At 38.7% G+C, this 19,207-nt stretch carries 17 protein-coding genes and 2 riboswitches; of the genes, 13 read left to right on the forward strand and 4 right to left on the reverse strand.

Annotated features, from left to right (window positions below; all coding sequences use genetic code 11):
- Nucleotides 1-125 precede the first annotated feature (125 nt).
- A complete protein-coding gene (locus MKX72_RS06525) occupies nucleotides 126-452 on the forward strand; it encodes a hypothetical protein (protein WP_013082248.1) in 327 nt (108 codons plus the stop codon).
- Nucleotides 453-764: 312 nt separating this feature from the next.
- Nucleotides 765-1,490 (forward strand): cell wall hydrolase, encoded by a 726-nt coding sequence (locus MKX72_RS06530; protein ID WP_155008284.1) that lies wholly within the window; start codon nucleotides 765-767, stop codon nucleotides 1,488-1,490.
- A 162-nt stretch (nucleotides 1,491-1,652) separates the two neighbouring features.
- Here MKX72_RS06530 and MKX72_RS06535 read toward each other — a convergent pair whose 3' ends face one another.
- The gene (locus MKX72_RS06535) at nucleotides 1,653-2,012 is read right to left on the reverse strand and encodes a YueI family protein (RefSeq protein WP_033578386.1); all 360 of its coding nucleotides are present in this window, start codon (nucleotides 2,010-2,012) and stop codon (nucleotides 1,653-1,655) included.
- 664 nt (nucleotides 2,013-2,676) lie between these two features.
- On the opposite strand from MKX72_RS06535, the gene MKX72_RS06540 reads away from it, so the two are divergent.
- From MKX72_RS06540 to MKX72_RS06560, 5 genes are all read left to right on the forward strand, one after another.
- Nucleotides 2,677-2,958 carry a hypothetical protein gene (locus MKX72_RS06540; protein WP_033578387.1) on the forward strand — a complete coding sequence of 94 codons (282 nt, stop codon included), beginning with the start codon at nucleotides 2,677-2,679 and terminating at the stop codon, nucleotides 2,956-2,958.
- A 230-nt stretch (nucleotides 2,959-3,188) separates the two neighbouring features.
- Nucleotides 3,189-4,487, forward strand: coding sequence for an NCS2 family permease (locus MKX72_RS06545; protein WP_048020028.1), 1,299 nt, complete (start codon nucleotides 3,189-3,191; stop codon nucleotides 4,485-4,487).
- A 173-nt stretch (nucleotides 4,488-4,660) separates the two neighbouring features.
- A complete protein-coding gene (locus MKX72_RS06550; RefSeq protein WP_028414141.1) occupies nucleotides 4,661-5,035 on the forward strand; it encodes a hypothetical protein in 375 nt (124 codons plus the stop codon).
- 204 nt (nucleotides 5,036-5,239) lie between these two features.
- Entirely contained in the window at nucleotides 5,240-5,503 is a 264-nt protein-coding gene (locus tag MKX72_RS06555) for a hypothetical protein (protein ID WP_013055998.1), read from the forward strand.
- Nucleotides 5,504-5,551: 48 nt separating this feature from the next.
- Nucleotides 5,552-5,758, forward strand: a complete 207-nt coding sequence (locus MKX72_RS06560) for a hypothetical protein (protein WP_013055999.1) — start codon at nucleotides 5,552-5,554, stop codon at nucleotides 5,756-5,758.
- 57 nt (nucleotides 5,759-5,815) lie between these two features.
- Here the strand turns inward: MKX72_RS06560 and MKX72_RS06565 are convergent, their stop codons facing one another.
- From MKX72_RS06565 to MKX72_RS06575, 3 genes are all read right to left on the reverse strand, one after another.
- Nucleotides 5,816-6,613 (reverse strand): Cof-type HAD-IIB family hydrolase, encoded by a 798-nt coding sequence (locus tag MKX72_RS06565; protein ID WP_028414140.1) that lies wholly within the window; start codon nucleotides 6,611-6,613, stop codon nucleotides 5,816-5,818.
- 378 nt (nucleotides 6,614-6,991) lie between these two features.
- A complete protein-coding gene (gene metH / locus MKX72_RS06570) occupies nucleotides 6,992-10,435 on the reverse strand; it encodes a methionine synthase (protein ID WP_155008283.1) in 3,444 nt (1,147 codons plus the stop codon).
- Nucleotides 10,436-12,274, reverse strand: coding sequence for a bifunctional homocysteine S-methyltransferase/methylenetetrahydrofolate reductase (locus MKX72_RS06575; protein WP_014461038.1), 1,839 nt, complete (start codon nucleotides 12,272-12,274; stop codon nucleotides 10,436-10,438).
- 107 nt (nucleotides 12,275-12,381) lie between these two features.
- Nucleotides 12,382-12,488: riboswitch (SAM riboswitch) on the reverse strand.
- A 332-nt stretch (nucleotides 12,489-12,820) separates the two neighbouring features.
- Here MKX72_RS06575 and MKX72_RS06580 point away from each other — a divergent pair.
- The 6 genes from MKX72_RS06580 (at nucleotide 12,821) to glcT (ending at nucleotide 19,058) form a co-directional block, all read left to right on the forward strand.
- Nucleotides 12,821-13,855, forward strand: coding sequence for a YkvI family membrane protein (locus MKX72_RS06580; protein ID WP_235918768.1), 1,035 nt, complete (start codon nucleotides 12,821-12,823; stop codon nucleotides 13,853-13,855).
- 107 nt (nucleotides 13,856-13,962) lie between these two features.
- Nucleotides 13,963-14,113: riboswitch (FMN riboswitch) on the forward strand.
- 278 nt (nucleotides 14,114-14,391) lie between these two features.
- A complete protein-coding gene (ribE, locus tag MKX72_RS06585) occupies nucleotides 14,392-15,051 on the forward strand; it encodes a riboflavin synthase (protein WP_013056005.1) in 660 nt (219 codons plus the stop codon).
- Nucleotides 15,052-15,067: 16 nt separating this feature from the next.
- Entirely contained in the window at nucleotides 15,068-16,261 is a 1,194-nt protein-coding gene (locus tag MKX72_RS06590) for a bifunctional 3,4-dihydroxy-2-butanone-4-phosphate synthase/GTP cyclohydrolase II (protein ID WP_028414135.1), read from the forward strand.
- A 91-nt stretch (nucleotides 16,262-16,352) separates the two neighbouring features.
- Nucleotides 16,353-16,823 carry a 6,7-dimethyl-8-ribityllumazine synthase gene (gene ribH / locus MKX72_RS06595; protein ID WP_013056007.1) on the forward strand — a complete coding sequence of 157 codons (471 nt, stop codon included), beginning with the start codon at nucleotides 16,353-16,355 and terminating at the stop codon, nucleotides 16,821-16,823.
- 382 nt (nucleotides 16,824-17,205) lie between these two features.
- Nucleotides 17,206-18,078, forward strand: a complete 873-nt coding sequence (locus tag MKX72_RS06600) for a hypothetical protein (RefSeq protein WP_033578393.1) — start codon at nucleotides 17,206-17,208, stop codon at nucleotides 18,076-18,078.
- Nucleotides 18,079-18,209: 131 nt separating this feature from the next.
- Nucleotides 18,210-19,058: a glucose PTS transporter transcription antiterminator GlcT gene (gene glcT / locus MKX72_RS06605; protein WP_013056009.1), complete on the forward strand. Its 849-nt coding sequence runs from the start codon at nucleotides 18,210-18,212 to the stop codon at nucleotides 19,056-19,058.
- Nucleotides 19,059-19,207: the final 149 nt, after the last annotated feature.

Raw genomic sequence — 19,207 nt, forward strand, 5'->3', positions numbered from 1 at the left:
TTATGCCTTATATAATGGATGTATGAGCCTGTACAGTAGAGAATATACTGTTACAAGTGCTTGTGCGTTTATTTAGTAACGTATAGTAAGAGCGAATAAACGTGTTTAGTTATAGGAGGGATATTATGGATGAGTTTCGAAAAAGTACAGCACCTTTTTATTTTGCAGATCATATATGGAAAGATAAAAATGGAATGACGACTTATGGGATGCTGTTAACGAACCGGCCCGAAGATGACGGGGACTATGACCTCCATTCGTTATTAGAAGAAGCATATGTAGATCATAAAAAAATTCTAATTACTACTGTTTACGACAACAGTGAACAGCAGTTGACCGGATACGTGATACATTTATCAGATGATCAAGACGTTTTTACGTTTATGGATGATACGGGTGCTAAACTAGTGATTGATTTCTATGATGTTGTAGAAATTGAGATCGAAGATTAAAAAGAGCTGAATGTTGATTACAACATTCAGCTCTTTTGTGTAAAAGTAGATGAATTTAAATGTTTATCATAAGAATTATAAGGGAAAAACGAATGAAGAAATTTCTGATTAAACTGAAATAAGGCGGGAAAATATACCTGTATTTTAGAAAAATTACCGTGATTATGACAAAAAATAAGGTACAATGTCATATTTGTGTTCCGAACGTAATTTTGTTCATCAAACTTAAAGAAATGTAATTGAATCGTTCGGTGAAACCCCCATATAGCTATGATAGAGTAATACCATACGAAATTTCAGGAGGTATTACCTATGAAACATAGTTATATGAAATCAATGGTAGTAGCTTGTTTAGCTACTCTTTCATTTATAGGTTTTAATGCAACAGCTACGGCTGCAACTAATTATAAAGTAGTCAAAGGCGATAGTCTTTGGAAGTTAGGTAAAAGATATAGTGTAACAATTGACGATATTAAAAAATTAAACAATCGTCAAGGAGATATGATTTATATTGGTGAAACATTAGCTATTCCGAGTAAGACAAAAGTGCTGGCTGCTGAAACAACGGAACCTTCAACGGCAGCACCTGCTAATACGGCTAAGCCAGAACCAAAACCAGAAGCCAAACCAGAAGCCAAACCTGCGAACCAGGAAACACCTGCAGTTTCGATTTCGGCAAGCGAAAAAGATTTATTAGCTCGCTTAGTAGAAGCCGAAGCAAAAGGCGAATCGTATGAAGGAAAAGTAGGGGTAGCAACAGTAGTGTTAAACCGTGTAGATTCTCCGAAGTTTCCAGATACGGTAACAGGAGTTATTAAACAAGTTGTCGGAAAAGCATACGCTTTTTCACCGGTTCAAAACGGATCAATTAACAAACCTGCTTCAGAAGATTCGAAAAAAGCAGTAGAGCAAGCGTTGACTAGAAAAGATCGTTTAGACGATTCCATTTACTTTTATAATCCAAAAACAGCTACCGATAACTGGATTCGTTCACGTGCTGTAATTAAAACAATTGATCATCACGTGTTTGCTAAATAAAAAAGAGGCTGCAACAAAAGTATTTTAGACGAAGTGAAAAACGAACCATTGATCACATGTTGATCAATGGTTCGTTTTTTTTTGATGGTGAATATAGTTTTATCTGTCTCGTTCCTTCTAGCAGTTGATTGGATTCATTTCGTTATGTGTCAACCTCTTTTTTTAGTCTAAAAAGATATCTCGTTCCAAACTGCCTTCAGAACCCGTTAAAACTAGACCAATATCGGTATCAGCTTCTAAGTTCTGAACGATGGTAAAAGGCACTTTATGTTGGTTAGCCACTTGAATATAAGGGGAGAGGTATGAATAAGACAAAGAGCCATTTAAAAACAAATGACCGTCTTTCACTTTTTTTAAAAGAGGCTTTATTTTTGCTGCATCCTTTTTCATGACTTGCCCTTTTTTTAGCGCAATTTCAATATTCTCACGTAGAGCAGTTAAGAAATATCTTCTTTCGTCTCTTTTTGTTTCCTTTGCTCCGTACATTCCTCGTTCTAAGTATTCTTCTAGTTGATCAGACATTATGTCACTTCCTTTCGTTATAAACTATAAACGATTATGGATATAAGTAAAAGGGACAGGAAAAAAGGAAAATCATTGTGCTATATCACCTGTTTTTTTGCTGAGTACAAAGAAAAACAAAAAATGTGTTGAAATTTAGCCTAAAATATTGTTTAATGTAAATAGATAGAAAATCATATCGGTTTTTTATTAAAGGTTTGTAAGCGATTACAGATATACATACATAGCAGCGTTTGGGGAGACGCTCCTATGATTTTATGTTCAAAGCGCATTGTATAAAAAGGGGATTATATAGCTTTAGGGCATATACGGTCAAGCAAAGGGTCAGATAAATTAATAAAAAATCGCTATGTATTTTCATAAGAAGAACGGTCAACATCTTTGTTGAGCGTTCTTTTTATGCGTTCATATTATGTTTATTTCTCATTGCAGCAGCTGCTGAAAATGCTAAAAGGACATTCCTCGTTTCATCTCTCTTATTTTACATGTAGTATGTTTCAAAGCCTTAAAAAATATGTCTGTACGCTTGTTTGATTCTAACGAGGTGATAGAAAAAGAATATTTTTTAAGAAATCACAAAAAAAGAGGCGATTGCCTATGCAAGAAGTAGGTGAATAACATATGTAATAAAGAGAATGAAATATAATTTGAGGAGGCATGTATCATGCAAGAATTTGATATTAATGACATAAGAAGACCATTTGGTGGTTTTGGAGGCTTTGGCCGTCCAGGATTCGGTTTCGGTCGCCCAGGTTTTGGTTTCGGTCGTCCTGGTTTTGGCTTCGGCCGCCCGGGGTTCGGTTATGGCTTTGGTCGCCCTTGGGGTTGGGGCTTTGGAGCTCCATTTCTTGGAGGGTTAGTTCTTGGAAGTGCATTAGGAGGTCCAGGTTATTACGGTTATCCAGCACCATATTATCCGCCGTACCCACCATATTATTATTATTAAAACAGTGAGCGCTGATAAAGCGCTCTTTTATTATGTCCAATTCAAGGTATATATAGAATGAATGCAAGACGCTACGTTTAGAAAATGATAACAGTTTTAAATAAGGAATGAACGCTTAAGCTAAAGGAGACAAGTTTTCCTTGCAACAATTGTTGATTTTGCTATAATAACTTCGGTGGCATTTTTGGTCACTGGGTGGGCGAGGGATAGATGAAAAGAAGGAAATTAGATTGAACGCATTATTTGAAAAGTTGTTTCGTTTAAACGACCACCAAACAACTGTCGGAAAAGAAAGCTTAGCTGGGGTCATTTCATTTCTTTCCATCGTGTATATTATTGCTGTTAATTCAACCATTTTGTCTGATGCTGGTATTCCGCTTGAAGCAGGAATATTCGCAACAGTGGCTTCGGCTTTTGTAGGCTGTGTTATTATGGCTTTTTGGGCAAATGCGCCTCTCATTCTGGTGCCAGGTATGGGGATTAACGCATTGTTTACGTATACGATGGTTCAATCAATGGGGTTATCTTGGCAAGAAGGGTTATTAGCAGTAGTGATATCCGGCTTTCTTTTTATAGCATTAGCTTTTTCACGACTGTCTGCCAAAATTGTTTCTTCGATTCCGCATTCGTTAAAAGAAGCGATAACAGTCGGTGTTGGCTTATTTTTAACATTTATCGGTTTGCAAAAAGGGAAGCTTGTAGTTCCAAGCGAAAACACTTTTGTAGCACTTGGAGACTTGTCAGATCCGTTTGTTATCAGTACGCTGTTGACGTTAATTATCACAATCGTACTGTTTATCCGAAATGTGAAAGGTAACTTTTTGTTAAGCATGATTGCTGGATCCGTCCTTGCCTTCTTACTTGGTGTAAGAAGCAGTGCAGAAAATGGACAGTCCGCTGCGAGCGTGAACGACTTCTTTAGCAGCTTTGGCACATTGTCTTTTGGAGCCATTGGAGACGTTGCGTTTTGGGCAGCTGTCTTTTCATTAACAATGGTATTGATTTTTGAAAATATTGGTTTGCTTCATGGTCAGCTAGGTATGATGAATCAAGATAGCAAATTTCCGCGGGCCTTTCAAGCAACAGCCGCCTCAGCTTTGCTAAGCGGGGTGTTTGGAACAAGTCCAACGGTGTCTTCTGTAGAAGGAGCATCTGGTATTGCAGCTGGAGGGCGAACGGGTTTAACATCGCTTATTACAGGAGTTTTATTTTTAAGTTCACTTCTGTTTATTCCATTTATCAAGCTGGTTCCAGATAGTGCTATTGCACCTATTCTCATTGTGATTGGAGCACTAATGATTCAAAATATCAAAAACATCAATTTACAGGACTTAACAGAAGGTTTCCCTGCATTTTTAATTATTGCGCTTATTCCTCTTACGTACAGCATTGCTGATGGAATTGCATTTGGGTTCATTGCGTATCCACTGCTTAAATTATTCCTTGGTAAAATGCGTGAAGTATCGATGTTCATGTATGTAAGCGCGCTATTGTTTTTCTTGAATTTTGTGCTGCATTATATTGCTTAAAATAGACGGCTGAGTACTTTTGCTCAGCTGTTTTTTGTGTTTGCGGTAAAGAATCCTCTTTTTAGATATCATACTCCGTATTTCGTGTCCTTTGGTTAATCAGCCGCTTCTAAAATGGCGTTTCCTGCGTAAAGTAGTACAGAAGTCGGAGGGGATATAAGGGGGAGAAAACAATGGGAATTAAATTAATTAAAATATCAGCCGTTTATTTTGGAATTGGCATCATATTGGGGTATTATATGTCAATTGTTCACAGCTACGCTTTGACGCCTGTTCACGTGCACATTAATTTATTAGGATGGACGTCGCTTACGTTAGCGGGACTTATTTATTATTTGTTTCCTGCGTTTAGCGAAAGTAAATTAGCTAAACTGCACGTATGGTTGCATAATATAGGATTACCGGTCATGATGATTGGTTTATTTCTCATGATCGTACTAGAAAACCAAGCTTTTACACCCGTAGTGGCAGTAGGAGCAACACTTACGGCTATTGGCGTTTTAATTTTCGTATATCACATCCTTAAAAATTTGAAATCTGAACGATAAACCAAGAAGGTCGTTGACGATGGTTGCTAATTTCAAAAGGAAAAAGAACCAGCTATAGCGAATATACATGTAAACAAGGTGAAAGTGCGATTTACATAAAGGTGTGCTAGGCATCTTTATAAGGAGGGGTAAGCTGCAGGGATTTCTAGCTCTTATAAAAGCCAATAAAAGGGCTGATTATAAGTTTCTTGCGGCGGAGATACTATGGGAGAACATCAACAATTAGTGCGTGTTAGGGAGCTAGCAAATGAAATTATTCGACTTCGTCTTCAAGACCGTACGACTTATGACGAATTAGAGTTGCAAAATAATGTAGAGTTGTTGTCTCGTTCTGTGGTTGACTTAGTAAACATTATGTTAGCCGAAGATGTGGATTCGTCTACGTCTTTAAAAGCTACAGCTTCTAAAATGAAAATGGTGTATAATAACATGCATCAAGCTGAGAAAAAAGATTATTTGCATTTCTAATTGCTAGGCTCCTTTTCGCCACAAACGAAATGGAGGTGTACGAGGCAGATGCTATCGTCACTAACGACTTCTGAAGCTATTGTAGCATCCGTTCTTGCACTGGTTGTCATTGCCGTTTCCATTATCTTTTTTGCCACTCTTATTATGGTTGTTGTACGACGAGAAAGAATCAGCAGCTTGGTTAATCATGGAGAGCATGCAGATGGGAAGCAAAAAAGCTTAGGTGAATTTTTTCGTTCTTTACGAAAAAAATAACTACCGTTTTCTTATTAAATAGATAAAAGCGGTCAATTTAAACGTTGACCGCTTTTTTTAGATTGTTTGCTTATTTTTTTCTAAAACAATACGCGCTGCTTCACTAACAGATGACACAACAGCAGAGGCGTGGCGCTGAACAGCTTCAGGAGCTGTAGCCATAGCGAAACTGTTCGGTGTTAATTGAAACATAGGAATATCATTAAATGAATCCCCCACACATGCAATTTCCTCTGGTTTTAGCTGAAGATGATTTAATAAAATTTCAATGGCATTTCCTTTGCTGATATGTTTAGGCATAATATCCAAACACTGCTTGGCAGAAATATATGTATCAATATAATCACCAAACTCTTCGTTCACTTCTTTTTGCAGAGCTACCATTTCATCATGATCTCCAAGAACCGTGATTTTAGATGGAGAAAGAGCGTGACCAAATGAATCTGTCATTTCAATTTGCTCTTCGATAGGGAAAAACATGTGAGTTTCAATTGCTTCAATAATTTCATTTCGCTGCTCTACATAATTCGTGTCGTTTGAACAGACAAGCGTAATACGGTTAGGATCTATCGTTTTTTTATAAAGTTGAACCGCTAAATCATCTTCAAACACTTTTCCATGAAGTTCTTGATTTTCTTTGGTCCACACAAATCCTCCGTTTTGGCTAATGCGATGAAATGTATTATTAATATCAGTAGAAATCTTTAAAATTTCCGTATCCATTCGTCCAGAAGCAAGACAAACCTCTACTCCTTGGCGCTGAAGTTCACTAAGTGCGTCTGCATTATGCTGTTCTACGTATTTTTCTTCGTGTAAAAGAGTTCCATCTAAGTCGCTTACAAATAATTTAATCATCTCTTGAAAATTCCTTTCCCTAAAAAAATTACCTTGATAAGAGTGTTACAAATTTATTACATTCCTTATTCTATCAGTGTTTCCCAAGAAACTCATAAAAAAAGCTCAAACCGGCGGTGAATTCAAAGGGATTAAGACATAACTACATCACTTTTTTTCGCAGGAGTCTTCGCCTTGCCCTCTAATCAACAGCTAGAAACAGCTACATGAAATCTAGTTCACCATCATAATGAAAACAATCCGAACGGAGTTGATTCTCAATTAAGAATTAACTCCGTTCGGATCTTTCTTCAACTAAAATCCATTTGTCGCAGCCTTTTTTTTAGGTTTGTTCACTGTAAAAAAAACAGCCGCGGTCTAAAAGACCGCCGCCATGTTTTACAATACGTTAAAATATTTCGCTTCAGGATGTGCAAAAACAAGGGCTGTAACAGAAGCTTCTGGTTCCATCATGAAACCGTCTGTTAACTGAATGCCGATGTCTTCAGGTTTAATTAATTTAAACAGTTTTGCTTGGTCTTCAAGGTCTGGACATGCGGGATATCCGAATGAAAAACGCTGACCTTGGTATTTGGCTGAAAAACGCTCCGCCATTGTAAAGTCAGGCGAATCGGGGAATCCCCAGCGGTCACGAATTTGCTGATGAACACGTTCTGCTAATCCTTCAGCTAGTTCAAGCGCAAGAGCTTGGAACACGTGACTCTTTAAAAACTCGCCGTTTTCTTTGAATTTCGCCGCGCGTTCGCGAATGCCTGTTCCTGCTGTTACAGAGAAGAAACATACATAGTCCATCTCTTTTTCTTTAGGCTTTGCAAAATCAGATAAGCACAGGAACTGTCCTTTTGCTTGTCGAGGGAAGGTAAAGCGTTCAATTTCTGTTTTTTCATCAGCAGGATCATAAATAATTAAATCATTTCCGTCTGCTTTAGCAGGGAAGAACTGATAAATAACCGCTGGTTTAATTAAGTTTTCTTTTAGTGCCAGTTCGAGAAGGTCATCAACGGTTTCTTTTAATTGAACAGCACGCTCGTCTTTTTCAGCAAGCAGCTTATTCACTTTTCCTTTTAGTCCTAAGTGATGGCCTAAAAGCATCTGCCAGTTAATATACGGAAGAACCTGTGCCAAATCGTAGTGTTTGACAACGTGGCGCTTTAAATCAGCCGGTACAAAAACAGGAACATCCGTTGAAATGGCGGATCTTTCTAAAACAGCCGTAGCTGCTTGAGCGGTTTGAGGCTGGCGTTCTCGAACCGTTACTTTCTTTTCTTGACGCGTTTTTAAATCTGCTAAAAGCTGAATAACTTCTTCTTTGTTCTGCAGCTTATTTGCTAACGCTAATCCGTCCATCGCATCTTTGGCGTAGAGGACGGCACCTTCATATTCCGGGGCAATTTTAAAGTCAGTAAATTTACGGGAAAGGGCAGCGCCTCCTACCATAATTGGAACATCAATGCTTGATTGCGTTAAATCTTGTGCAGTTAAAACCATTTGCTGAGCTGATTTTACTAAAAGACCTGACAGGCCAATGATGTCTGGCTTTTCGTCTTTTACTGCTTCAATCAGCTGCTGCGGCGTTACTTTAATTCCTAAATCAATGACTTTAAAACCATTGTTGCTTAAAATGATGTCTACTAAGTTTTTACCGATATCGTGCACGTCGCCTTTAACCGTTGCAAGAATCACTTTTCCTTTTCCAGAATCATTTTCAGTTGCTTCCATATGAGGTTCTAAAAAGGCAACGGATGCTTTCATAACTTCCGCACTTTGAAGCACTTCTGCTACAATCAGCTGGTTGTCATTAAACAAACGTCCGACTTCCGCCATCCCCTTCATAAGCGGTCCGTTAATAATATCTAACGGATCATCATATTGAGCTAAAGCCTGTTCTAAATCAGGAAGCAATCCTTCTTTTGTACCTTCGACAATATACATTGCCAATCGTTCTTCAAGTGTTAACGTAGAAATTTCTACTTTTGCTTCTTTCTTTTTATCACGATAAAAGTCCGTAAACGTGCTTAGCGTTTCATCAGTTGTGTTAAATAATAACGCATTAGCAAGCTCAATTTCAGCTTCTGGAATAGAAGCATAGCGCTCTAATTTTTCTGTATTAACAATGGCATAATCGAGTCCAGCCTGCGTACAGTGATAAAGGTAAACCGCATTTAGTACTTCACGTCCGACTGGAGGAAGACCGAATGACACGTTACTTACGCCGAGAATGGTCAGGCAATCAGGCAGGGCTTCTTTAATCATTTTAATTCCCTTAACTGTTTCTTCAGCAGAACCAATATATTGTTCATCACCAGTCCCTACAGGAAACACAAGAGGGTCAAAAATAATATCTTTTGGATTAAAGCCATGTTTTTCAACAAGCAAATCATGTGAGCGTTTAGCAATCTCTACTTTTCTTTCTGCAGTAACAGCCATGCCTGTTTCATCGATTGTACCGACAACCAGAGCTGCGCCGAATTTTTTTACTAGCGGTAAGATTGCATCAAAACGCTCTTCACCATCTTCTAAGTTAATGGAGTTGATAATGACCTTACCTTGCGAGTACGTTAAAGCTTTTTCAATAACTTTCTCGTCAGTTGAATCGATTACAAGAGGAACCTTCACTTTTTTTACAACTTCTTGAATAAATTCCTCCATGTCTTCCATTTCTTCACGGTCTGGATCTGCTAAGCAAATATCAATAACGTGAGCACCATTTTTAACTTGAGCACGCGCAATTTCAGATGCTTCTTCAATTTTCCCTTCCGCAATCAGACGCTTGAACTTGCGAGAACCGATTACATTCGTACGTTCTCCCACAAAAAGAGGGCGCATAGAATCGTCATATACAAGCGGTTCAATACCGGTTACAGCATGATTATGCTCGGAGCGATCAAGCGAACGAGGAGCAACCTCTTTTACCGCTTCAGCAAGTGCTTTAATATGAGCAGGCGTTGTACCACAGCATCCGCCTACAAAGTTCAGCCAGCCTTTATCAGCAAATCCTTTAATTTTTTGAGCCAGCAGCTCAGGGGACTCATGATAATTGCCTTCTTCATCCGGAAGTCCAGCGTTTGGATAACAGCTAACAGCTGAAGTGGCTAGGTCTGAAAGAGAGCGAATATGATCCGTCATAAATTCAGGACCTGTCGCGCAGTTAAGTCCGACTGAAAGAGGCTTCATGTGTTCCAGTGATAAGTAAAAAGATTCGATATCTTGACCAGCGAGAGTTGTTCCCATTGGCTCAATCGTTCCTGAAATCATAATTGGAACTTCTATTTTCAGTTTTTCAAACGCCGCTGTAATGCCTAAAAACGCAGCTTTTACGTTCAGCATGTCTTGACAGGTTTCGACTAGAAGTAAGTCGACGCCGCCGTCTAACAAACCCCGAGCTTGCTCTTCGTACGATTCTACTAACTCAGGGAATGTAATACCTCCCGTAACAGAGAGAGTTTTAGTGGTAGGGCCGATAGCTCCAGCTACGAACCTAGGCCATTCGGGAGTTGAATATTTATCGCGGGCTGCACAAGCAAGCTTCACAGCTTCGATATTCAATTCATACGCCAAGTGGCCTAAATCGTATTCATCAAGTACGGTAGATGTTGAGCCAAACGTATTGGTTTCAATGATGTCAGCACCCGCTGCAAAATACTCTTCATGAATGCGCTGAATCACATGAGGCGCTGTTCGGGTCAAATATTCGTTGCAGCCTTCATATTCTTCGCCGCCAAAATCTTCAGCGGTTAAATCAGCATCTTGAATCATCGTTCCCATTGCTCCATCGATGACGAGTATTCGCTTCTTTAGTTGTTGTTCGATAAGTGAGCTCATTTATATCTTCCTTTCTGATGTAACGAGTTGCTTGTCATGAATATAGCGTGTTAGAATTTCGGTCATTTCATAGCGCATAAACGGCGTAATTAAGTAAATACCGTCAAATAGCTCATATGCTGTATCAATTAAGTTTTTTGCAATCGCAAGGCCTTCGACTTCACCGCGAATCCGGTCATTTCCCGTTGCGTCCATACGTTCTAGAATATCTTCTGATAATTTAATTCCAGGTACTTCATGGTGAATAAATCGAGCATTTCTTGCGCTTGTTAACGGCATGATCCCGATGTATACCGGTGTTGTTAAATGTTTGGTTGCTTCATATACCTCTTCAATTTGCTTAGTTGAATAGAGAGGCTGAGTAATGAAATAGTGAGCCCCGCAGTCGATTTTCTTTTCCAAGCGCTGAACGGCTCGGTCTAAGTGACGCACGTTTGGGTTAAAGGCAGCTGCAATAGAAAAATTGGTTTTTTGACCAAGCGGTTTGCCGGAATAAGATAGTCCTTCATTAAACTGAGCGATTAAACTAATCAAGTCAAATGAAGATAAATCATAGACCGAAGTGGCGCCAGGGAAATCGCCAACTTTTGACGGATCACCGGTAATTGCAAGCACTTGATTCATTCCTAGCGTATGAAGTCCCATTAAATGAGATTGAAGTCCAATTAAATTTCGGTCGCGACAGGTAATATGAATAAGCGGTCGTGCTTTTGTTTCTTGTTGCATCAGTGTTGCCATTGCCAAGTTGCTGATGCGAGGTGAGGCAAGAGAATTATCAGCTAATGTAATAGCATCTACGCCGACTTTATCAAGTGCTTTTGCGCCTTCTAAAAATTTCGTCGGACCAAGCTGTTTAGGCGGATCCAGCTCGACGATAACCGAGCGGCGCTTCTTCACAATTTCGTGCATATGAGGTTTATCCTGCTGCTCACGCTCTTGAACCGTAACGGCTGGTCTCATTTTAACGACTTTGCTTGTAATCGGAGGCAGGTCTTTTAAGGCAGACGACATGGCGCGTACGTGAGCTGGTGTTGTACCGCAACATCCTCCAATTAAGCGAACCCCTTGTTCGCGGAATAAACGCGCGCTTTCTACAAAGTAGTCTTCATTCGTTTCATATTCCAGCTTGCCTTCCACATACGCCGGAAGGCTGGCATTAGGGTAAGCAGATAAGAAAGCACGATCAGGAAGCGGTACTTCTTCAAGAGACTGAATCATATGATAAGGACCTAAACGGCAGTTTAGCCCGACAACATCTGCTCCCAAGTCTTCTAATTCTTTTAATGCATCTGCTAAAGGACGCCCATCTTGCAGTACGCCAATATCATGCAGGGAAACGTGGGTAATAATAGGCTTATCCGTTTCTTTTCTTGCTAGTGTAAGAACGGTCTTTAATTCTTCGAAATCATAGTATGTTTCAAATAAAAGGCCATCCACGCCTTCATTTAAAAGCCAAAACATTTGTTCACGAATGCTTCGCTTAACCTCTTCTAAACTAATAGCATTTTTTTGGAAAGAACGAATTCCACCAAGTGTACCAACCACGTAAGCCTGATCTTTTGCAGCTTGTTTCGCTAATTTTACACCAGCAACATTGATGTCTTTGACTGAATCTTCTAATCCATAACGGGCAAGTTTTTGATAATTAGCAGCGTACGTATTTGTTTGAATAACGTTTGCACCAGCTTCTACATAGGCTCTATGAATACGAGAAACCTCTTCTGGTTTGGTGATGTTTAGTTCTTCAAAACAGCTGTCAATACCGTGTGAGTAAAGGAGGGTACCAGTGGCACCATCCCCAATTAAAATTTTAGACTTTAAATCTTCAAGTAACCCCATGTCAAAACCTCCTTAAATTGTTCCGCTTCTATTTCACGAGTGATTCGTTTTATGCAATATGCCGATAAAATAGAAAAAGTCTTCTTAAGAAGAAGACTTTTTTCGCCTTCTTATCTTCCAAGCAATAAATTGCTTGCTGGATTTAGCACCATGTCTCTAACGACTGGTTGCTGAGGTTTCAAAGGGCCAGTCCCTCCACCTCTCATGATAAGAATCAATTGTATATAATTGAAACATATTTTTTTAAATAGAAAGAATACTTATTTAATAATTTATCTGATTTTTAGAAATTATACAACAGTAAATTGTGAATTTCCAGCAAATATTGAGGAAAATTTAAAAGCTAAAGGGAAAATATCCGTATATTTTGTTTGAAAACTGCCGTTATGTTAAGGGATAAAGGGTTTTCATGAAAAAAACAAGAAGGAAATAAAAAAACGAAAAAGGAACAGCACCGGGTGAGGCGAGGATTTACATATAAAAGGCTCGTCTTTTTTTAACCGTTTCTACATATAGTGAACTATGAAGGGTAGAAGGGTGATGGGCATGAAAAGGTGGAAAATCACGCTGCAGGTTGCTGCTACGTATGTAGGCACCGTTGTAGGAGCCGGTTTTGCAACAGGCAAGGAAATTGTTCAATTTTTTACACAGTACGGGGAACTTGGAATGGTTGGAATTTTGGTCAGCGGCTTGTTTTTTATTTGGCTAGGTTCGAAAATGATGCTGCTTTCGCACGCAATTGGGGCTTCTTCTTATCAGCAGCTTAATACATATTTATTTGGTGATGTACTTGGAAAAGCGGTAAACGGTGTAATGATCGTCATTTTATTTGGAGTAACTTCAGTCATGCTAGCGAGTACGGGGGCAATAGGAAAAGAACAGTTCGGGCTGTGGCCTCCTGTTGGGATGATTTGTACAATTGTTTTAACTTATATATTTATCGCAAGAGGAATTAACGGTATTTTAATGGTTAATTCTCTTGTTGTGCCGATGATGCTTTCATTTGCTTTTATCATCTTTGTGCCAAATGTCAGCTATTTCTCACTGATTCAAACGAAGCCAGACTTAACGCTCGTCACACAGTGGAAGTGGGCGGTTAGTCCCTTTTTATATATTTCCCTAAATCTAGCTTTGGCTCAGGCCGTTTTAGTTCCATTAGGAAGCTCCGTGAAAGATAAGAGCGTGATCAAAAAAGGGGCCGTAATAGGAGGATGTGTACTTACGTTTATGCTTGTTTCTACTCATCTTGCCCTTTCCAATTTGCCTTATTCATTTCAACTTGATATTCCTATGAGTGCCGTTGTTAAAAATATCTCAGCGTGGGTGAATGTTTTATTTACGGTAGTTGTGTTAGGCGAGATTTTTACTACATTGATTGGAAATGTATTTGGAATCGCTAAACAGCTTCAATCATTTCTTCCCCTGAATGACAAACAAGCTTTTGCGTTTATTATCTTGGCATGCTTTATTATCGGGCAATTTGGATATGCTCAGCTTCTTGAGTTTTTGTATCCGATATTTGGCTATATTGGACTAGCTTTTGTATGGATGCTATGTATTAAAAAAGAAAAAATAAGCTAAAAGCTGGATTTTGAAGAGCGGATGTGAAAAAACGAAGTTAAATGATGTGACAAGTCGATTTTACTTTGCTATAATGTAAAACAAATAAGACTCTAGCAGTCGAATATATTATCCTTCGGGGTCGGGTGTAAGTCCCAACCGGCGGTGATAAAGCATATGCTTTTAAGCCCGTGACCCGTTTTCATACGATGTATGTTAGCGGTGGATCTAGTTAAAATCTAGAGCCGACAGTAAAAGTCTGGATGGGAGAAGGATCAGGAAGCACAGTTGTTTTTTTGTGTTGTATTAATAAGGGACAGGTTTGCCTTTTTTAAAGCTACCCTTGTTTTCATACACAAAACATAACTGTTTATTTCGTATACAATTAGCGGAATTTTGCATAGATAAAACTGATTCAGCTCAGCCGACCCCTTGGACATTTGTTCAAGGGGCTTTTTTATTTTCAGTGGTTGGGGGAAAGATAAATATGAAAAAAAAGCAGCTGCTATTTCAAAACGGCATAAGAAGTTGGAATAGCGCCAAAGCAGGTGAAGAAAATGTTCACAGGTATTATTGAAGAAATTGGAAAAATAAAACGGATTCAAAAGGCTACAGAAGCAATTGTTCTTACGATTGATGCGAAGACCGTGTTAGAAGATGTGAACTTAGGGGACAGTATTTCAGTTAACGGCGTTTGTTTAACCGTAACAGCTTACTCTCAAAATGAATTTACGGTCGACGTCATGCCGGAGACGATTAAAGCAAGTACCCTGCAGCTTCTAACCGTTGGATCACGTGTTAACTTAGAACGGGCGATGGCTGCAAATGGCCGGTTTGGAGGGCATTTCGTTAGCGGACACGTTGATGGAATTGGAACCATTGTAAGCAAAACACGTAAAGGAAATGCCTTTTATTATGAAATTCAAGTCGACCCTGAACTTCGTGAATTTATGATGTTAAAAGGATCTGTTTCTGTAGACGGAACAAGTCTTACTATTTTTGATGTCAGCAACCAATCATTTACTATTTCTCTTATTCCTCATACGGTGCTTCACACAGTCGTGGGAGACAAACAGCGAGGAGACAAGGTGAATATTGAATGCGACATGTTAGCTAAATATATGCATCAAATGATGACGAATAAGTCAACTCCTGGCGCCTCGAATCGTTCAGGTAATATGAAGGATTTATTGCAGCAGCATGGTTTTACAAATTAACAGTGAGGTGAAAGAGATGTTTCATAAAGTAGAAGAAGCCATTGAAGAGTTAAAAAAGGGAAAAGTGGTTATTGTATGCGACGATGAAGATCGAGAAAATGAAGGAGATTTTATTGCATTAGCCGAAAAAACGACGCCTGAGGTTATTAACTTTATGGCTACTCATGGAAGAGGATTAATTTGTACACCTGTTAATGAAGAAATTGCGCATAAATTGAATCTTCACCCAATGGTAGTGAACAATACGGATGTACATGGAACAGCATTTACAGTAAGTATTGATCATATTTCAAGTACAACAGGTATCAGTGCGTACGAACGTTCTGCTACCGTTATGGCTCTTGTAAATGAAGCAACGGTAGCAAGTGATTTTCAACGACCAGGACACATTTTTCCGTTGATTGCAAAAGACGGGGGCGTTCTGCAGCGTGCGGGTCATACAGAGGCCGCTGTTGATTTAGCCGTGTTAGCAGGAGGAAAGCCTGCGGGTGTTATTTGTGAAATCATGAATGAAGATGGAACAATGGCACGCGTACCGGATTTAACAAAGATTGCAGAGCAATTTGATTTAAAAATGATTACAATAAAAGATTTGATTGCCTACCGCCGCAAACATGACCAGCTGATTAGCCGTGAAGTAGAAGTAAGCTTACCTACGGCATTTGGTGATTTTAAGGCTGTAGGATATACAAATAAACTTGATAATAAAGAACATGTGGCTCTTATCAAAGGTGATATCGATCATAATAGCCCCGTTCTCGTGCGTGTTCACTCCGAGTGTTTGACTGGAGATGTGTTTGGCTCTGAGCGCTGTGACTGCGGTCCTCAGCTTCACGCAGCTCTTACGCAAATTGAAGAAGAAGGACGCGGCATTCTGCTGTATATGCGTCAAGAGGGCAGAGGTATTGGCTTATTAAATAAGCTAAGAGCATATAAGCTGCAGGAAGAAGGATACGATACCGTAGAAGCGAATGAAAAACTCGGGTTTGCTGCGGATTTACGAGAGTATGGAATCGGTGCTCAAATCTTAAAGGACCTTGGAGTCAAACAAATGAAGCTTTTAACGAACAATCCTCGCAAAATTACTGGGCTAAAAGGCTACGACCTTGAAGTGGTAGAGAGAGTGCCTCTTCAAATGCCGGCAGTGGATGCCAATAAAAAATACTTAGATACCAAAGCTAAAAAACTAGGTCATTTATTACATTTATAAGTTTACACTTTTTTTCGTTATAACAAATGAAGCTAATTCATGAAAAGAAATGTAAATAACTATATATTACTACTAGCAGGAGGAACAAGAGATGAATCATTTATATGAAGGAAATTTAGTTGGCACAGGATTAAAAATCGGAATCGTGGTAGGGCGTTTTAATGAATTTATTACAGGGCGTTTACTTAGTGGAGCAGAAGATGCGCTTAAACGTCACGGCGTAGCTGATGAAGATGTAGACGTGGCTTGGGTACCGGGTGCTTATGAAATTCCATTAATCGCTAAAAAATTAGCTGAATCTAAAAAATATGACGCGGTTATTACGCTAGGAACGGTTATTCGAGGAGCTACTCCACACTTTGATTTTGTATGTAATGAAGTAGCAAAAGGCGTTGCATCTCAAAGCTTACAAACAGGCGTACCAATTATCTTTGGTGTATTAACAACTGAAACAATTGAGCAAGCAATTGAACGTGCAGGAACAAAAGCAGGAAACAAAGGATGGGAAGCTGCAGCATCAGCTATCGAAATGGCCAACCTTTCAAAAATGATTGAAGGATAATAGAGGTCATTCCAGTTTTTGTAAGATAAAGAGTTAAAAGAGGCTGAAACAAAAGTATGGTAGTTGAAAGAAGATCCGAACGATGAATCGTTCGGATTTTTTCATGGTTAGGGTTACATTACAACATAGGTTTCCTGTATGTAGGCTTCTAACTGTTGAGTGGAGAGCAGGGCGAAGGCTCCTGTACGGAAAGCGAAGCCTTGCAGGGAAATCAACTGCAGTGCAGCAAGCGATCCATACTATCTCATGTATCCGATTTGTTCGCCTTTAGATTGGATTGATGTAGTATGTCTCAATCTCTTTTGAATAGAAGCTAGCTATGTATAATTTAGCTAAAACGTCTTACTCTAAGTAATAATTAGGTCGTAAAAGGGAGACGTCTATGCCTCATTATACTGCTTTTTTTGCATTGATTATTATCAGCACAGCCGTTTTGCTTACAGTATTCATACGTAAAAAAGATAAAAAGCTAGTCGTTTTGCTTTTTTTTATCATTGGAATGGCTTATGTACTAGAGTATGTTGTATTTGTGTTGTTTGAAAGTTACGAGTACGATCCTGATTTTATGACCAATGAATATTTTGATAATTTGTTTGGGTCCTTAACTTCTCAAACGTTTGCTTTTCCAATCATGGCTATGGTGGTAGCTGCTTATCAATTAAAATTTCGCTATATTTTAATCATTTCGGCTATGTTTATGGGGATTGAAGAATTATTTTTACACTGGGATATTTATACACATCACTGGTGGAAAACAATTTATACAGGCGTTTTAATGACTATAGGCTTTAGTATTTCAAAGATTTGGTATGTATGGCTAACAGAACGGTATATGACATTTGTGCATTACGCTACATTTTTTCTGGGAATGCTCGCCATTACTTCTACTATTATGTTTCTGCTGTTAGCATACTTTCATAATAATTGGTTTTATACGGGATGGTTTGCGTCGGTTACTCATGATTCCGTAAATGCAACGATGATTTATGTTTGTATTGTTACGATTCTCCTCGTTTGGAGTGTAGTCAAAGAATTTTTTATTGGAGCTGGGATCATTATAGCGGGGCTGCGTATAGTAGATATTTTACTAATTCACTATGGGATTTTACTGGTATCTATTACCACTTCACTTGTTCTTTTTACGCTTTTACAAGCGGGTATATTCATTCTGAGCGTTATGCTTCAACATTTTATTATGAAAAATTGTTATGGGACGAGTAAAAAAGACGTTGCGTTTCCAGCGAAGAACTACTAAGATAATACGTAACTCAAATAGTTTAGTTCAATAATATTTGAAACAAAGAAAAATGAATTGACGGTTATGCGTATTATTTGTAAGATAGGAAAGCAAATAATAGAAAGCCGAAACAGGGGAGTGAAGGATTCGTGAAAGAGTCCTTTTTTGTAGAAAAGGTACTTAATAATAATGTATTAATTGCTAAACACCTTACCTATGATGAAGTTGTGCTAATTGGGAAAGGAATAGGGTTCAACAAGAAAAAAGGCGATGAAATCGATGCAAAAGCTGTGGAAAAAATGTTTTTGCTAAAGAGTGAAGAAGAGCAAGAACAGTACAAGCAGCTTTTAGCTCAGGTGGATGAAGATGTAATTGAAATGATGAATGATATTGTAACGCATATTCAAAAACGCGTTAATATCCCTTTGAATGAGCATATACACATTTCATTGACAGATCATATCGCCTTTGCGATAAAACGTTTTCAGCAGGGGATGGGTCTTAAAAATCCATTTTTACTTGAAACAAAAGCCTTATATCCAGAGGAATATACGATCGCATCTGAAGTGGTAGAGATCATTAGTCGTAAAATAGGCGTGCAGCTTCCGGTAGGAGAGATTGGTTTTATCGCGCTTCATATCCATAGTGCGCTGACTGAAAAAAACCTGTTAGAAGTGAATCAAGACTCGCAGCTTATTCAAACGATTATTAATGTGATTGAAGAATCGCTTCATCTGCAGGTAGACAAAGAATCTGTACACTATATGAGATTGATTCGTCATTTGCATTTTGCCATTGATCGAGTAAAAACAGGGGAAAAAATAGAAGAGCCAAAAAAAATTGCTTTGCTATTGAAAGAAGAATATCCTCTGTGTTACAATGTGTCTTGGAAAGTGATAAAAGTAATGCAGCAAGCGTTACATTTACCTGTGTATGAAGCAGAAGCAGTTTACTTAACGATGCATCTGCAGCGACTTATAACAAAAACGGATTTATAAAATCATTTCAATACGTGTTACTGATACGATCAGGCATGAGTGAGAAATGAAGCGATGTGTAATTGGATGAGTATATCCATTTGTCGTTTCTTTTTCCTCATGCCTTTTTTTGTTATAAGAAAGCGCAATCATTGAAGACTTCGCCTCAT

Origin of the sequence: Priestia sp. FSL R5-0597 (genome assembly GCF_038006305.1) — a bacterium.
Classification (GTDB): Bacteria; Bacillota; Bacilli; order Bacillales; family Bacillaceae_H; genus Priestia; species Priestia zanthoxyli.

What these genes read in the sequence shown, in the direction of transcription:
- MKX72_RS06540 (WP_033578387.1), top strand. Translation starts at nt 2,677, where the DNA reads ATGCAAGAATTTGATATTAATGACATAAGAAGACCATTTGGTGGTTTT.
- MKX72_RS06565 (WP_028414140.1), bottom strand. Translation starts at nt 6,613, where the DNA reads ATGATTAAATTATTTGTAAGCGACTTAGATGGAACTCTTTTACACGAA.
- MKX72_RS06525 (WP_013082248.1), top strand. Translation starts at nt 126, where the DNA reads ATGGATGAGTTTCGAAAAAGTACAGCACCTTTTTATTTTGCAGATCAT.
- MKX72_RS06590 (WP_028414135.1), top strand. Translation starts at nt 15,068, where the DNA reads ATGTTTCATAAAGTAGAAGAAGCCATTGAAGAGTTAAAAAAGGGAAAA.
- metH (WP_155008283.1), bottom strand. Translation starts at nt 10,435, where the DNA reads ATGAGCTCACTTATCGAACAACAACTAAAGAAGCGAATACTCGTCATC.
- MKX72_RS06575 (WP_014461038.1), bottom strand. Translation starts at nt 12,274, where the DNA reads ATGGGGTTACTTGAAGATTTAAAGTCTAAAATTTTAATTGGGGATGGT.
- ribH (WP_013056007.1), top strand. Translation starts at nt 16,353, where the DNA reads ATGAATCATTTATATGAAGGAAATTTAGTTGGCACAGGATTAAAAATC.
- MKX72_RS06600 (WP_033578393.1), top strand. Translation starts at nt 17,206, where the DNA reads ATGCCTCATTATACTGCTTTTTTTGCATTGATTATTATCAGCACAGCC.
- MKX72_RS06560 (WP_013055999.1), top strand. Translation starts at nt 5,552, where the DNA reads ATGCTATCGTCACTAACGACTTCTGAAGCTATTGTAGCATCCGTTCTT.
- MKX72_RS06530 (WP_155008284.1), top strand. Translation starts at nt 765, where the DNA reads ATGAAACATAGTTATATGAAATCAATGGTAGTAGCTTGTTTAGCTACT.
- MKX72_RS06535 (WP_033578386.1), bottom strand. Translation starts at nt 2,012, where the DNA reads ATGTCTGATCAACTAGAAGAATACTTAGAACGAGGAATGTACGGAGCA.
- MKX72_RS06550 (WP_028414141.1), top strand. Translation starts at nt 4,661, where the DNA reads ATGGGAATTAAATTAATTAAAATATCAGCCGTTTATTTTGGAATTGGC.
- MKX72_RS06555 (WP_013055998.1), top strand. Translation starts at nt 5,240, where the DNA reads ATGGGAGAACATCAACAATTAGTGCGTGTTAGGGAGCTAGCAAATGAA.
- ribE (WP_013056005.1), top strand. Translation starts at nt 14,392, where the DNA reads ATGTTCACAGGTATTATTGAAGAAATTGGAAAAATAAAACGGATTCAA.
- MKX72_RS06580 (WP_235918768.1), top strand. Translation starts at nt 12,821, where the DNA reads ATGAAAAGGTGGAAAATCACGCTGCAGGTTGCTGCTACGTATGTAGGC.